The organism is Pseudomonas sp. 86_A (assembly GCF_017491705.1).
Lineage (GTDB): Bacteria > Pseudomonadota > Gammaproteobacteria > Pseudomonadales > Pseudomonadaceae > Aquipseudomonas > Aquipseudomonas koreensis.
Genome location: NZ_JAFGYS010000002.1, coordinates 359808 through 374209, shown reverse-complemented (window position 1 = coordinate 374209; position 14402 = coordinate 359808). Strand labels below are relative to the sequence as shown.

The following is a 14402-nucleotide window of genomic DNA, read 5'->3' as shown; positions in this document are numbered from 1 at the left end:
CCTTGTGAAGTGGCTGGGATTTTCACTGTAGACCAGAACCCTCACCCCAGCCCTCTCCTGGAGGGAGAGGGAGCCTACGGAGTTGTGTCGAGTTGTACATCGACCTGAAAGACCGAGTCGATTATCGAGCCTTCGAGTTGAGAGATCTGGAGCTTTCTGGATTCAGCGCGGAGCGTTCATGTCAGCGTATTTATCCACCATCCCCCAATCAGTCCCCTCTCCCGGAGGGAGAGGGAGCCTACGGAGTTGTGTCGAGTTGTACATCGACCTGAAAGACCGAGTCGATTATCGAGCCTTCGAGTTGAGAGATCTGGAGCTTTCTGGATTCAGCGCGGAGCGTTCATGTCAGCGTATTTATCCGCCATCCCCCAATCAGTCCCCTCTCCCTCGGGGAGAGGGTTAGGGTGAGGGGCTCTTTGGCTGAGTCAATAAACATCCCGGCGGTAGCGCCCCTGTTCGATCAGGCGCTCGACTTCGGCGGCGCCGAGGATGTCGTTGAGTGCCTGATCCACGCCAGAAGCCATGCCTTGAAGGCTGCCGCAGATGTAGATCACTGCACCGTCGGCCAGCCATTGCCTCAGCTCGTCAGCGGATTCACGCAGACGATCCTGGACGTAAATTTTCTGCGCCTGGTCACGGGAAAACGCGAGGTCCAGGCGTGCCAGATCGCCGTTGATCAACCACTCTTCCAGCTCCGCCCGGCAAAGGAAATCGTGCCGGCGATTGCGTTCGCCGAACAACAGCCAGTGGCGCTGTTGACCGTCGGCGATCCGTGCCTTGAGCAGGCTGCGCAACCCGGCGAGGCCGGTGCCGTTACCCAGCAGAATCATCGGCACGGGTTCATTCGGCAGGTGGAAGCCGCTGTTGCGGCGCACGCGCAGGCTGATGTTGCCGCCGACCGCGGCGTGTTCGGTCAGCCAGCCGGAAGCGATGCCCAGGCGGCCATCGGGGTGCTGTTCCTGACGCACGATCAGCTCCAGCACACCGTCAGCGGCGATCGAGGCAATCGAGTACTCGCGCATCGCCAACGGCACCATCGCATCCACCAGCGCCTGCGCGTGCAGGCCGACCAGATGCGCGCGGTGTTCAGGCAATTGGCGTGAGGCGAGGGCCACTTCCAGCGGCTCTTCGAGGCCGTTGATCGTCACCCGGGTTTCGCCACGAATGCCGAGGCCGTCGAGGAAGTGCTCGACCGCCCACGCGCAATTGCGCGGCAGCACTTCCACCAGGTCGCCGGCCAGCCAGCTGCTGGTGCTCGGTGCGCTCAGGCCCAACAGGTAGACCGGCGAGCCGCTGCTGTCGGGGTTTATCAGTTCGCGGCGCACCAGCGTCCAGTTCTCATAGCTCGGCGCTTGCCAGGTGTCGACCGGTGTCTGTCCGGTGAGCAGCCCGAGTTGAGTCTGCCAGTGACGCAGGGCGTACGGATCGCCGCTGTCGACTTCGACCGGGGCGAACAGGGTCTTGCCGCCTTGCTCGCTCAGCCATTGATGCAGGCGTCGGGCGAAACCGCAGAAGTGCGCATACTGGCGATCACCCAGGCCGAGTACGGCGTAGTTCAGGCCCTCGAGGCTAGCGGCGTTGCGCAGCACCTTGCGTTCGAAACCGCGAGCGCTGTCCGGTGCCTCGCCGTCGCCGAAGGTGCTGACCACGAACAGTGCGTTGTTCGATTCACGCAGATCCTGCGCGCTGACATCCGCCAGTGGCTGCACCTTCACCGGCAACCCTGCGGCCTGCAATTGGCCGGCGGTCTGCCACGCCAGTTGTTCGGCAAACCCGCTCTGGCTGGCGAAACCGATCAGCCATCCGGGAGCGTTGCCGGCCGGTGGTTCGAGGCCTTTGCGTGCGTCCTGAATCTGTTTTTTCTTGCGCCGACGGTCCAGGTACAGCAACCAGCCGGTGATGAAAAACAGCGGCATGCACACCGCCGCGAGGGTGATGATGATCCGTCCGACGAGGCCGAAATAGCTGCCAACGTGCAGCGCGTAAATGCTGGTCAGCAGTTGCGCCTTGAAACTCTTGTCGGCGTAGCGGTCGACCCGGTTGACCACGCCGGTGGCCGGGTCGAGGGTGATCTGGTTCAACGCGCGATCATGCGGTGAGCTGTCGAGCAGGTAGAACACGGTCGCCGGTTGCCCGGCCACGGCCGGCATGCGGATGTTGTAGGCGGACAGGCCCGGGCCGGCGGCGCTGTAGATGCTGCTCCACATCGCCGCGTAGTCGGCGGTCGGAGCCGGGCCTTCCGGTGCCGGACCGCGACCACCGCGCACGCGTTCGTTTTGCGGCGCGTCGGACAACAGTTTGGTCAGGCCTTTGTTGTACCACTCGTAGGACCAGGACAACCCGGTCAACGCCAGCAGCAGATACACCAGCAAACACCAGGTGCCGGCTACCGAGTGCAGGTCCCAATTGAAGCTGCGGCCCTTTTTCTTCCAGTCGAGGGTCAGCCACACGCGCCAGCTGTTCCACTGCCGTGGCCAGCGCAGATACAGCCCGGAGAGGCAGAAGAACAACAGGATCAGGGTGCACGCGCCGGTGATGTTGCGCCCGGTGTCGCCCATGGCAAGGAAGCGGTGCAGTTGCAGCATCAGGCCGAAGAAGTCCTGGCCCACGGCATCGCCCATGAACTCGCCGGTGTACGGGTCGAAGTAGCGCATCTCGCCACGGCGTTCGCCTTTGGGCGGAGTGAAGTAGACGCGTGCAGCGTTGCCGCTGTCGGTCTCGACCCAGAGCATCGCGACCTTTTTGCCGGACGTCGCTTCAATGTGCTCCACCAGTTCGACCGGCGGCAGGACGCCGGCGACCTGTTTTTCCACCTGCAGCACCGACGGGTTCAGCGCTCGCAGGATTTCGTCCTGGAACGAATAGGCGGCACCGGTAATGCCCATCAGGGCCAGCACCAGCCCGGCAGTGATGCCAAAAAACCAGTGCAGCTGGAACAGGGTTTTCTTCAACACGTCACTCGCCGTCCGTTCGAAAATTGGTTTCACGGCGCGCATTATGCCGTGGGTGATCGAGCGCTTCTTTGATTACGCACAAAAGCCCCGTTCAAATGAATGAACGGGGCTTTGTTCCTTGTAGGCGCTGCGGCACGCTGCGATCTTTTGATGTTGGTTTTTAAAAATCAAGATCAACAGATCGCAGCGTACCGCAGCGCCTACAGGTTCCTTAGAAGTGGAAGTTGGCGCTCAGCAATGCTGTACGACCCGCCGCCACGTGGGCGTAGTGGGTCTGGAACACCTGGTCGAAATAACGCTTGTCGGTCAGGTTCTGCACGTTCAGTTGCAGGTCCACGTTCTTGGTCAGGGCATAGGTGGCCATGGCGTCGTAGCGCCAGTAGGACGGGATCTCCACCGAGTTGGCGACGTTGCCGAACTGCGAGTCGACGAAGGTCGCGCCGCCGCCAATGGTCAGTTTTTCCGGGATCAGGTCATAGGTCGACCACAGCGTGAAGTTGTTTCGCGGTGTGCTCGGCATGTGGTTGCCCTTGTCGGCGGCGAGGGTGGTCTTGACCACTTCGCTGTCCATGTAGGTGTAGCCGCCGAAGACTTTCCAGTTGCGTGTCAGCTTGCCGCTGTAGGTCAGTTCCAGACCATTGACGACCTGCTCGCCGTCGAGCACCTGGGTGGTGGCGCCGTCCGGGTCGTCGATGCGTGCGTTGGTTTTCTCGGTGCGGAACAGCGCAGCGGTCAGCGACAGGTCGTCACCGAAGAAGTCCCACTTGGTACCGATCTCGTAGTTGCGGTTTTTTTCCGGGTCCAGGTCGCTGTTGTTCGCGGTCAGTTCCAGGCTGCCGTTGCCGCTGGTTTCGCCGGCCGGGTTGCTGGAGGTGGAGTAGGCCGCGTAGACACTGCCGTTAGGCAGCGGGTTGTAGACCACGCCGATCTGGTAGTTGAGCAGGTCGCTGGTGTTCTCGCGGGAGAAGTTGCCCGCCACCGCGCCGCGACCGCCGGTGCTGTAACCGCTGGATTCGGTCTGATAGTTGTCGTAGCGCAGGCCCAGGTTCAAGGACCATTGCTCGTTGAACTTCAGGGTGTCGAACACGTAGGCCGCTGCGGTTTTGGTGTCCGTATCGGTGTACGCAGCGCTGTCAGTGATTTTGCCCGACCAGTTATCCCCAGGGGTTGGCTTGTACAGGTTGGTGCAGTCGCCGGAGCGGAACAGCGCAGCGTTGCACGTGGTGCCACTGGCGGACGAGGTCAGGACGTACGGCCGGTTGTGGGTGTCCTGATAGGAAAACTCCAGACCGGTGACCAGGCTGTGCTCGATCCCGGCCGTGTTGAACTTGGCGCTCAGATCGGTCTGGTTGACCCAGCCGCTGGACGTCGAGTTGCGGCTCTTGGCGCCACGATAGACGCTGCCTTTGGCCACGTTGCCCTTGCTGTCGTCCGGGTTGCTGACGATGTAGTCCAGGGTCGAGCGCGACATGCGGAAGCTGTTGGAGACGGTCAGGTCATCGTTCAGGTCGTGTTCGATCTTGAAGGTGCCGCTGTCGTCGCTGGTCTGGCGATAGTCACGGCTGGTGAGGCCGTAGAAGTTGTCGCGGTTGACGTTGGCCGGTTTGTCGACGTGGTATTTGCTGCGATTCGAACTGGAGGTCAGCGGGATGCCGTAGTCCGGAATGTCGTCGGTTTCGTTGTGGTAGTAACCGACGATCACCCGGGTGTCGGTACCCAGGCCGAACGAGAAGGTCGGCGCCACGCCCCAGCGGCTGACGTCCACGCCATCACGTCCGGCGACGTTGGCTTCATGCTTCATCAGGTTCAGGCGCAAGGCCGAGGTGTCGGTCATCTGCTGGTTCAGGTCGAGCGTGGTGCGCTTGGTCTGGTCCGAACCCCAGGTGAAACCACCGTTGTAGAAATTTCCCAGTTTGGCGGTCTTGCTCACCAGGTTCAGGCTGCCACCGGTGGAGCCGGCGCCGGTGAAGGCCGAGCCCGGGCCTTTACTGACTTCGACCGATTCCACGTCGAAGATTTCGCGGCTTTGCGAGGCCGGGTCGCGCATGCCGTCGATGAACACGTCGCTTTCGGCATTGAAGCCACGAATGATCGGGCGGTCACCGGCTGGGTTGCCGCCTTCGCCGGCACCGAAGGTGATGCCGGGCGTCGTACGCAGCGCATCGACCAGGCTGGTGGCGCCGGTGTCACGGATCACCTGCTGCGGGATGACGGTCACGCTTTTTGGCGTTTCGCGCAGCGGCGCGGTGTATTTCTTCGATTGCGATGCATCGGTTTTGTAGGAGGTGTCCTGCTGCTCGCCAACCACGCTGGTGGCGTCCAGCGCAATCGCATTGCCCGAGGCTTTTTCATCGGTTTGCTGGGCTGCAAAAGCCATGTGTCCGGCGGAGCCGGCAGTGATCGCCATGCCGATGGCAGAGGCGAGCAAACGCGGTGAACTGACGGCGGATTGTTGTGGTTGGCGTGACATGTGAATTCCCCTCCCCAAGGATTTGAGGTCGCGGAATATAGGGTAAACAGGTATTCGTATCAATTGCGAAATATTGTTATTCGCGACGAATTTACATTCTTTACAATTTAACCTTACGGTTTTTGGCGATTCATCCGTCGTGCGGGTTTTACACGGCCAATAAGAATCAATACCATTGGCACCCCTTTACCATCAGGTACGATCGCCATGCTGCTGCACATCCCCGGCCTGTTCGCCAAAGACGAAGTGCAGCGCATCCGCGAGGCGCTGGAGCAGGCCGATTGGGCCGATGGCAAGATCACCGCCGGTTATCAGTCGGCCAAGGCCAAGCACAATCTGCAACTGCCGGAAGGTCATCCACTGGCCCAGGAAATCGGTGCGGCGATGCTCGAACGGCTGTGGAAAAATCCGCAGTTCATGTCCGCTGCGCTGCCGCACAAAGTATTCCCGCCGTTACTCAACTGCTACACGGCGGGCGGCAGTTTCGATTTTCATATCGACAACGCCGTGCGTCAGCCCAAGGGCAGCATCGAGCGAGTGCGCACCGATCTGTCGGCCACGCTGTTTTTCAGTGAGCCCGAGGATTACGACGGCGGTGAACTGGAGATCCAGGACACGTTCGGCACCCAGCGGGTGAAACTGCCGGCCGGCGACCTGGTGCTGTACCCGGGCACCAGCCTGCACAAGGTCAACGCCGTCACGCGCGGCGCGCGTTACGCATCGTTCTTCTGGACGCAAAGTCTGGTGCGCGAAGACAGTCAGCGCGCGTTGCTGTTCGAGATGGACGAAGCGATCCAGCAACTGACGCAAGACCTGCCCGATCACCCGTCGCTGATCCGCCTTACCGGCACCTATCACAACCTGCTGCGGCGCTGGGTCGAGGTATGAGTTACCTGCTGCGGCGCGAAGAAGTGCTCGACGGCACGCAGCTCGGCGCCATGCTCGAAGAAAGTCCGGCCCGTGCCGCGCAGGCGATTCTGCTCGCGGCAGGCCAAGGCGTGATTGAAGCGCAGGCGTTGCTCGGGCAGATCCTGCTCGACGGCCGAGGCATCGCCCAGGATCAGCCGCTGGCGCTGCGTTGGTTCGGCATCGCTGCCGGGCAGGGGCATCTGATGGCGCGCAACATGCTCGGCCGTTGTCATGAGCATGGTTGGGGTTGTGTCGCGAATGCCGCGATTGCCGCGCAGCATTATCGAATCGCCGCAGACGCGGGGCTGGATTGGGCGATGTACAACCTGGCCAATCTGCTGGCCACCGGGCGCGGGGTGGTGTTGGATCATGCTCAGGCACTGGCGCTGTACCAGCACGCCGCTGAAGCCGGCCACGCCAAGTCGATGAACCTGCTGGGACGTTATCTGGAAGACGGGCAGGCCTGTCAGGCCGATCCGAGCGCCGCGCGCGATTGGTATCGCCGCTCGGCCGAGGGCGGGGATTTTCGCGGTCAGTTCAGTTACGCCGCCGTGCTGGCGGAAGAAGGACTGATCGATGATGCACTGGGCTGGTTGCGCAAGGCACTGGCGGCAGGGAACGTGAACTTCCTGCGGGTGAGCATCGATGCATTGCTCAACGCTCGTCACCCACAGATTCGCCAGATGGCTGAAGTTTATCAACAGCGGCTGAGTGAGTTGCTCGCGGCCTGATTAATTAAAAGCGCTCCTCAACTAATACTCGGTCAGGTGCTTTGTAGTTGGCTGTTAGTTGTTGTTTGATTAATTGATTCTGGTTGTTTTGGTATTTAATTTTAATAGTTAATGACTTGTGTGGGCGGGCACTGCTTGATTAGTGTTGTCTTCGATGTTTGTGGTCAAGCCGTTGGAAGTGGCTTGTGAACATCAAAATAACCGTTAATACATTCCGAAGAAGACAAGGAGTCTCTGATGGAGCCGAAGATTAATAACACGGTCGCGGAAATTGCGGCCAAAGCACCACTGGTATTTGTGAATGCCTCGCTGGGTGCGGGTGAGGAATACAACCGCGACACCGGCATACAGCTGACCAAGGAACAGATTGTCAGTCTGAGAAAGTATGAAGTTCTGGGGCTGTCCCTTCCGGTACGTCTGCAAGACGTTATTGCCTATTTGAATTATGGCGCCGGTGATCAAGGTGGCGTGGGCCTGAAAGCTGCGGATTTTCTGCGCACCTTTACCATGACGTATGACCATGCGAAACGCTGGTCGCCGCTGCGCGAGCAAATCATGCTGACCGGCACTGACCTGAAAATCTTTGCCGGCAGTATTATCCGCACCGGTAATGCCATCGTGGAAGTGTATGAGGATCTCAAAGCGTCGAGGTATCTGGAAGAACACAATATCAATACGCCTGAGGAATATCTGAGCCTGAAACGGCAGATTCCGGGGCTTCCTGATCTCGACCTGTCGCCAGAAGATGTCCCGGATATCAAGGCGTATCTCAATGATCTGCTGATGAAAGTTGCGCAATGTCATCAGAAAGCCGAGCGGGTGCGAGAGCAACTGGACAGTTTCGGTATTGATATGCGCGAAAAAGTGCTGCCGGAAATTGCCTTGCGCCTGGCGTTTGTTTCCAGGAACACCTACCAGAGCGACATCAAGGCGTTGCAGGGCACCATTGATCAGCGCTCAAAAGAAATTGATGAACTGAACAAACAGTACGATCAGTTGGTTCAGGAGGCGATCAAGTCCGCAGCCACTCTGAATATTGGTGGTTTGATTCTGGGTATTTATCAGGGCGTCAAGGCGGAAAGTATTCGTAATGAGCGTAACCGCTTAAAGCAACTGCAACTGGCTGATAATCAGCTCATGGCCAGCAAAAACCAGACGCTGAGTTCGTTGAACAAAATTCGAGATGATCTGCAGAATCTAAGTTACGTAGCCATCGAGGCCGAGGTGGCTACGCAGAATCTCATGCTGGTGTGGAATGCGCTCAGTGATTATGTCGCGGCTTCCTTTAGTGAGGTCGACGGTATATTCGAGGCGACTTCGTTGCGCCGCTTCAAAAATCAGTTACTGGATATCATTGATCCCTGGGAACAGATAAAGGTCAGTTCCGACCAGTTACTGAAAGTGTTTGAAGAAGCGGATAAAGAGTATGAGAAAAATCGTCTGGTTATTCGGAGTCGGTCCATGAGATCTTTGCTGTCGGTGAATTCGGTTGTTCCTACGTTCAATATGGCAAAACTGCGTGAGCATAATGCGTCGGTGCAAGGCCTGAATACGACGGCGCAGATGCTGTTTGAACAATTCGATTACATGCCCGGTACCGTCGGCGCCATGAATAACCTGGCCATCGCGATCAACAAGGCCACGTTCGACCTGCGCAGCCAGGCGCTGGCCACCGGCATCTATCTGGAGCGCGCGGAGAGGAAGCTGCGAGGCTATCAGGCGGAACTGGAGTACCCGGATGATGCGGACGAAGTACGCGAAGACATGGAGCTCGAGTTAAAGAACATCTTCAACAAGGTGTCTGTACAGACGCAGGACTTGAACGTTGTTCACAAGAGCATCACTGCACACTATGACCGCAACGCTTCGGCCGGCTGGCTCGCGACCCTGAGGGGTGATCGCGCAGCGACTGTGGCACTCAAGAGCAAGTGCGATGAAAAACTCGCAGACCTGACGGTCGAGATGAAGTCTGTTTCCGAGGGGATTGATCTGATCGCCAAGGCAGGCATCGAAAAAATTGGCGAACAGGCACAGTTGTCGCTCGAAAATCTCAAGGCATTGGGCTTGGCGCCACCTCAGGTGCAGGTCGCGATGTTGGCCATCGATACCCTGAAGAAGTTGATTTCCGGTATTGGCGAGGCGATTTCGTTCCTCAATATGCTGGCGGCGTACAACCGGTTGAATGACAAGGCGGGTGAACTGCGTGCGCAGATCAACCAGTACGTCAAAGACATCGGCCGTTTTGATGGGCGTATCGAACTGGTCGAGACCCTGGATCAACTGGACGCCGGCCGTTCTGGCTATGCCGCCGAGTTTGCCAGTCTGATTGAAGACTTTGCGCAGTTCACCCGTGATTTCCGGCAGAACACTTCGCTTCCTGTCGAAGCGCGAGCGCAAGCGGCGATCGTGCGAATGGCCGACGTCATCAAGCATTTGAAGAGCATTCATCAATAACAAGGGGCTGAGGGGGTGGGCTGTAAGCCCATCACCTCTGAAACAACATGAATGTACTGGCTTATGAATTTACGGTGGCGCAACGGCGTGTGCTGGACCGTTACATTCGGTTTCTCGGTGCCTTGCCCGCAACGTTCAACGCGATACCGATGGTCTTCGAGCGTCGCAGGAGGAGCGGCCATCAACTGGCGGTTCTGGCCAGGGACTCGCGGTTGGAAAATGCCCGCTTCAATCAGCGCTATCTCGAAGCGTTCTGGGGGTGTACCCAGGCATTGAAAGTGCTGGGCGCAGGCTATGTTGCAGATCTGCAAACGTTCACCCGTGAAACGCTGGAAATCACCGGCAGAACCTCCCGGAACGAACCTGTCAGCCAAGTGGATTTCCGGGTCTACAGTCTTTCCAGGTCGCCGACCTGGAAGTTGTTTCCCCCTCAGGATGTTTCTGACTTGCTGCACGAACTGGCGCTTCGGTTCTTTGAACTTAGAGTCGAGACGCGACAGCTGAAATATACCGTCGTTGAAGTGTACGAAGAGTCGTTCGGCGTGAAGTCGGTATTTGTCAGCGCCATGGATCACCGTTCGTGCCTTTGCCATGCAACCCCCACTGTTGCGCAGGCGTTGTTTGCCGACGCCGCGACCACCCCGGTCTGGGACATCGCTTACTCGTCGAGGGAGCCTGCGGTCAGAGCGGCGGAGTACAAGGCCGACATCGTCGAGTTGTTCAATGGATGGGGTCAGGTGAATACGCAGAAGGGGCTGTTCATTGAAGCGCTTTATCAGCGCCTCGATGGCGTATGCAATCAACTGTTGCAGGCCAAGAGTGCAACGAAACTGGGTGAGTTGAACTTCAAACTGGCGGCGATCATCGACGGCGCCGACGAATGCCTGGCGATGCTGAGCCACCTGGAGGCATGGCTGCGCCGATAAAAAAAAGGCCCATGATCGCTCATGGGCCTTTTCTCAATCGCCGCGTATTACACGTAGAACGATTTCAGTGGCGGGAAGCCATTGAATTCCACGGCGCTGTAGCTGGTGGTGTAGGCACCGGTCGACAGCCAGTACAGACGATCACCGATTGCCAGGTTCAGCGGCAGACCGTACTTGTAGTTTTCGTACATGATGTCGGCGCTGTCGCAAGTTGGACCGGCGATGACCACTTCTTCCATCTCGCCTTTCTTCTCGGTCCAGATCGGGAACTTGATCGCTTCGTCCATGGTTTCGATCAGGCCGGAGAACTTGCCCACATCGGTGTACACCCAACGCTCGACGGCGGTGCGCGATTTACGCGCAACCAATACCACTTCACTGACCAGAATGCCGGCGTTGGCAATCAACGAACGGCCCGGCTCCAGAATGATTTCCGGCAGGTCATCACCGAAGTCTTCTTTCAGGAAGCGGATGATTTCTTCAGCGTAGGTTTCCAGGCTGTTGGTGCGGGTGATGTAGTTGGCCGGGAAGCCGCCGCCCATGTTGATCAGCTTCAGGTGAATGCCGTCTTCTTCTTTCAGGCGTTCGAAGATCACTTTGACCTTGGCGATCGCCGCGTCCCAGACGCTGATGTCGCGCTGTTGCGAACCGACGTGGAACGAGATGCCGTACGGCACCAGGCCGAGGTCGCGAGCGAGGATCAGCAGGTCCATGGCCATGTCGGTCTGGCAGCCGAACTTGCGCGACAAAGGCCAGTCAGCGGTGGTCGAGCCTTCGGTGAGGATCCGCACATAGACTTTCGAACCCGGCGCGGCTTTGGCGATGTTGCGCAGGTCGGCTTCGGAGTCGGTGGCGAACAGGCGCACACCCTTCTCGTAGAAGTAGCGGATGTCCTTGGACTTCTTGATGGTGTTGCCGTAGCTGATCTGGTCCGGGCTCACGCCACGACCCATGACTTTGTCCAGCTCATAGATGGAGGCGATATCGAAGCTCGAGCCTTTCTCTTTGAGCAGGTCGATGATCTCGACGGCCGGGTTGGCCTTGACCGCGTAGTAGACCTTGGCGAATTCGAAACCGGCGCGCAGGTCGTCATAGGCCTGGCTGATCATCGCGGTGTCGATCACCACGAACGGGGTTTCCTGTTTGTCGGCGAACGCCTTCATTTTCTGAAAGGTTTCGCGCGCGAAATAGTCTTCGACCTGGATCGACATACTTGGGAACTCCTACTGGCAAACGTTAGTAATCAATGGGTGCGAGGGTGTGTCATCAATGAATTCGCGAGTGCGTTGAACCTGAGCGCGTGCCAGGCAAGGCGCAGGCCGCCGCTAATGGCCACTCCCTTCGCAAGGCCTGCAACGCAGCATGGCGCGCGCTCAGGCTCAACCCGAAGGGCCGGGCCCGCTTTTGCGCAGGGCTGCGTTGCTCGTCCCTTATTTGGAACAACCAAACTGCGGGCCTCGCGCCTTGCCCTGCGCAAAAGCGGACTCCGGCGCACTCGTGAATTCATTGATGACACACCCTCCTGAACGCCCTCCGTATCCCCACTTTGGTTCGCCTACTTCCCAAGGCATGTCGCCGAAAGCAAAAAGGCCATGGGAAATGCAGCTTTTTTCCCTTGGCCTTGCTGTCTCGTCGTCAGTACTTGAGCCGGATGGATCGTTTCCAGCATGGACGTTCGGCGCGAACTTTAGGGCGTGAGGGGCGTGAGATCAACTAAAAATGTCGCGTTTTTGCACGCTTCTGACGTGCGTCGCGGTTATCACTCTTTGTAGCCGACCGAGATGACGGACAGATGTTCCCCAGGAATTTTCGAGTGTTAAAAATACCTGCACGTTCGCGGCTTTTGTCGGCTAAGTCGTGGGTAAGTGTGATAGGCGCAACATCGGCGACGTTGGCGGCGAGCGGGTGGATTGAGAGGGATTTTGAAGAGTGTGACGGGTGGTTTCTCAATGCCAGAACCCACCTTGGTGTTGATATTTTTTTCCAGCCTTTGCAAACACAAAAAAACCTGTGGCGAGGGAGCTTGCTCCCGCTGGACTGCGAAGCAGTCCCCCGCTTTTTATGAAAGGAAGGGCCGCTGCGCGACCCTGCGGGAGCAAGCTCCCTCGCCACAGGTTAAATGTTCGACCTTTTAATCGATCAGGCGACGACTGCCTCAGCCGGCGAGACGATATTGGTCTTCATCCCGCGCGAGCGCCCCGAACTCAGATAAGCCGCAATCGACTCCTGGGTGACTTCACCCAGGAACACCCGCTCGGCATCCATCACCGGCAGCCACGAACGATTGAACTCGTACATTCGCGACAACAGGATGCGCAAATGCTCGTCGTACGCCGCGGTGGCGTTGAACTCGCGCAGGAACTGAGCACAGGTGCCGGTCTGGCGGTGCAGGTCGCGGCGACGCACATAGCCCAGCGCCTTGTTCTCGGCACAGGTGACCACCACGTAGCGGCGGTCATGCTCGTCCATCAATTCCAGCGCATCGGCGACCGGGGTTTCCGGACTGACCGACGGCGCGTTATCGGCGGCGTCTTCGGCTTTCACCAGCAGCAGACGCTTGAGCGTGCTGTCCTGTCCGACGAAGTTGCTGACAAAGTCGTCCGCCGGATGCGCGAGCAGGGTGTCCGGGTGATCGATCTGCAGCAGTTTGCCGGCGCGGAAGATCGCGATCTTGTCGCCCAGCTTGATCGCTTCGTCGATGTCGTGGCTGACCATGATCACGGTCTTGTTCAGCGCCCGTTGCATCTCGAAGAACTCGTTCTGGATCATCTCGCGGTTGATCGGGTCGACCGCACCGAACGGCTCGTCCATCAACAACAGCGGGGCATCGGCCGCCAGTGCGCGGATCACGCCGATCCGCTGTTGCTGGCCGCCGGACAGTTCACGCGGGTAGCGATGCAGATACTGCTTGGGTTCCAGCTTGATCATGCTCATCAGTTCGCGAGCGCGGTCGTGGCATTTCTGTTTGTCCCAGCCGAGCAGTTTCGGCACCACGACGATGTTCTCTTCGATGGTCATGTTCGGGAACAGACCGATCTGCTGGATCACGTAGCCGATGTTGCGACGCAGGGTCACTTCGTCGAGGTCGGTGGTGTCTTCGCCGTTGATCAGGATCTTGCCCGAGGTCGGTTTGATCAGGCGGTTGATCATCTTCAGCGTGGTGCTTTTGCCGCAACCCGATGGCCCGAGGAACACACAGATTTCGCCTTCATTGACGGTCAGGCTTACCGAGTCCACGGCTTTGACATCTTTGCCGTTGCTTTGGAAGGTCTTGCTGAGGTTTTGAAGTTCGATCATTTGAGGAGTCCTTTTGGAGTCAGCGTGCGTTGCAGCCACTGCAGGAGGAGGTCGGCGAAGATCGCCAGAAGACTGACCAGCAGCGCGCCGACGATCAGCATCGACATGTCGCTGCGGCTGATGGAGGCGAGGATCAGCACGCCAAGGCCGCCGGCGCCGATGGTCGCGGCGATGGTCATTACGCCGATGTTCATCACCACCGCGGTGCGCACGCCAGCGAGAATCACCGGCACCGCAATCGGCAGCTCGACCATGCGCAGGCGCTGGCCGAACGTCATGCCGATGCCGCGAGCGGCTTCACGGATGCCCGGTTCGACGCCGGTCAGGGCGAGGTAGGTGTTGCGCATGATCGGCAGCAGTGAATAGAGGAACACTGCGGTGATCGCTGGCATCGGCCCCAGGCCCTGACCGAACTTGGAATAGAACGGCAGCAGCAGGCCGAACAGCGCAATCGACGGCACGGTCAACAGCACCGTGGCGCTGGCTTGCAAGGGGCCGGCGAGTGTCGGGAAGCGCGTCATCAGAATGCCCAGCGGCACGCCGACGACGATCGCCAAAGTGACGGCAATGCCGACCAGGGTGATGTGCTGCCAGGTCAGGTGCATCACCTGCTGCCAGTCGAGGTGGGAAAAGGCGTTCAGAAATTCCATGACTTTTCCTC

9 protein-coding genes are annotated in these 14402 nt (G+C 58.8%); 4 read left to right on the top strand and 5 right to left on the bottom strand.

All coding sequences use genetic code 11. The features are described from left to right. Positions 1 to 425 precede the first annotated feature (425 nt). Positions 426 to 2954, bottom strand: coding sequence for a sulfite reductase flavoprotein subunit alpha (locus J5M57_RS05060; protein ID WP_207847834.1), 2529 nt, complete (start codon positions 2952 to 2954; stop codon positions 426 to 428). A gap of 211 nt (positions 2955 to 3165) precedes the next feature. Further along, a complete protein-coding gene (locus J5M57_RS05055; RefSeq protein ID WP_207847767.1) occupies positions 3166 to 5424 on the bottom strand; it encodes a TonB-dependent siderophore receptor in 2259 nt (752 codons plus the stop codon). 207 nt (positions 5425 to 5631) lie between these two features. On the opposite strand from J5M57_RS05055, the gene J5M57_RS05050 reads away from it, so the two are divergent. The 4 genes from J5M57_RS05050 to J5M57_RS05035 all read left to right on the top strand — a co-directional run bounded on the left by J5M57_RS05050 (position 5632) and on the right by J5M57_RS05035 (position 10444). Continuing rightward, positions 5632 to 6312 (top strand): Fe2+-dependent dioxygenase, encoded by a 681-nt coding sequence (locus J5M57_RS05050; protein WP_064585934.1) that lies wholly within the window; start codon positions 5632 to 5634, stop codon positions 6310 to 6312. Continuing rightward, complete coding sequence (locus tag J5M57_RS05045; protein WP_169843074.1) at positions 6309 to 7064, top strand: tetratricopeptide repeat protein; 756 nt, start codon at positions 6309 to 6311, stop codon at positions 7062 to 7064. The genes J5M57_RS05050 and J5M57_RS05045 overlap by 4 nt, the downstream gene beginning before the upstream one ends. Positions 7065 to 7301: 237 nt before the next feature. Then, entirely contained in the window at positions 7302 to 9518 is a 2217-nt protein-coding gene (locus J5M57_RS05040) for an alpha-xenorhabdolysin family binary toxin subunit A (protein ID WP_207847766.1), read from the top strand. A 47-nt stretch (positions 9519 to 9565) separates the two neighbouring features. Beyond that, complete coding sequence (locus J5M57_RS05035; protein WP_207847765.1) at positions 9566 to 10444, top strand: hypothetical protein; 879 nt, start codon at positions 9566 to 9568, stop codon at positions 10442 to 10444. Between the two features lie 47 nt (positions 10445 to 10491). Here the strand turns inward: J5M57_RS05035 and J5M57_RS05030 are convergent, their stop codons facing one another. The 3 genes from J5M57_RS05030 to J5M57_RS05020 form a co-directional block, all read right to left on the bottom strand. Further along, complete coding sequence (locus J5M57_RS05030) at positions 10492 to 11655, bottom strand: type III PLP-dependent enzyme (protein WP_064585938.1); 1164 nt, start codon at positions 11653 to 11655, stop codon at positions 10492 to 10494. Positions 11656 to 12583: 928 nt separating this feature from the next. Continuing rightward, positions 12584 to 13741 (bottom strand): ABC transporter ATP-binding protein, encoded by a 1158-nt coding sequence (locus J5M57_RS05025; RefSeq protein ID WP_047291222.1) that lies wholly within the window; start codon positions 13739 to 13741, stop codon positions 12584 to 12586. After that, positions 13738 to 14391: an ABC transporter permease gene (locus J5M57_RS05020; RefSeq protein WP_064585940.1), complete on the bottom strand. Its 654-nt coding sequence runs from the start codon at positions 14389 to 14391 to the stop codon at positions 13738 to 13740. Before J5M57_RS05020 ends, J5M57_RS05025 begins: the two co-directional genes overlap by 4 nt. Positions 14392 to 14402 lie beyond the last annotated feature (11 nt).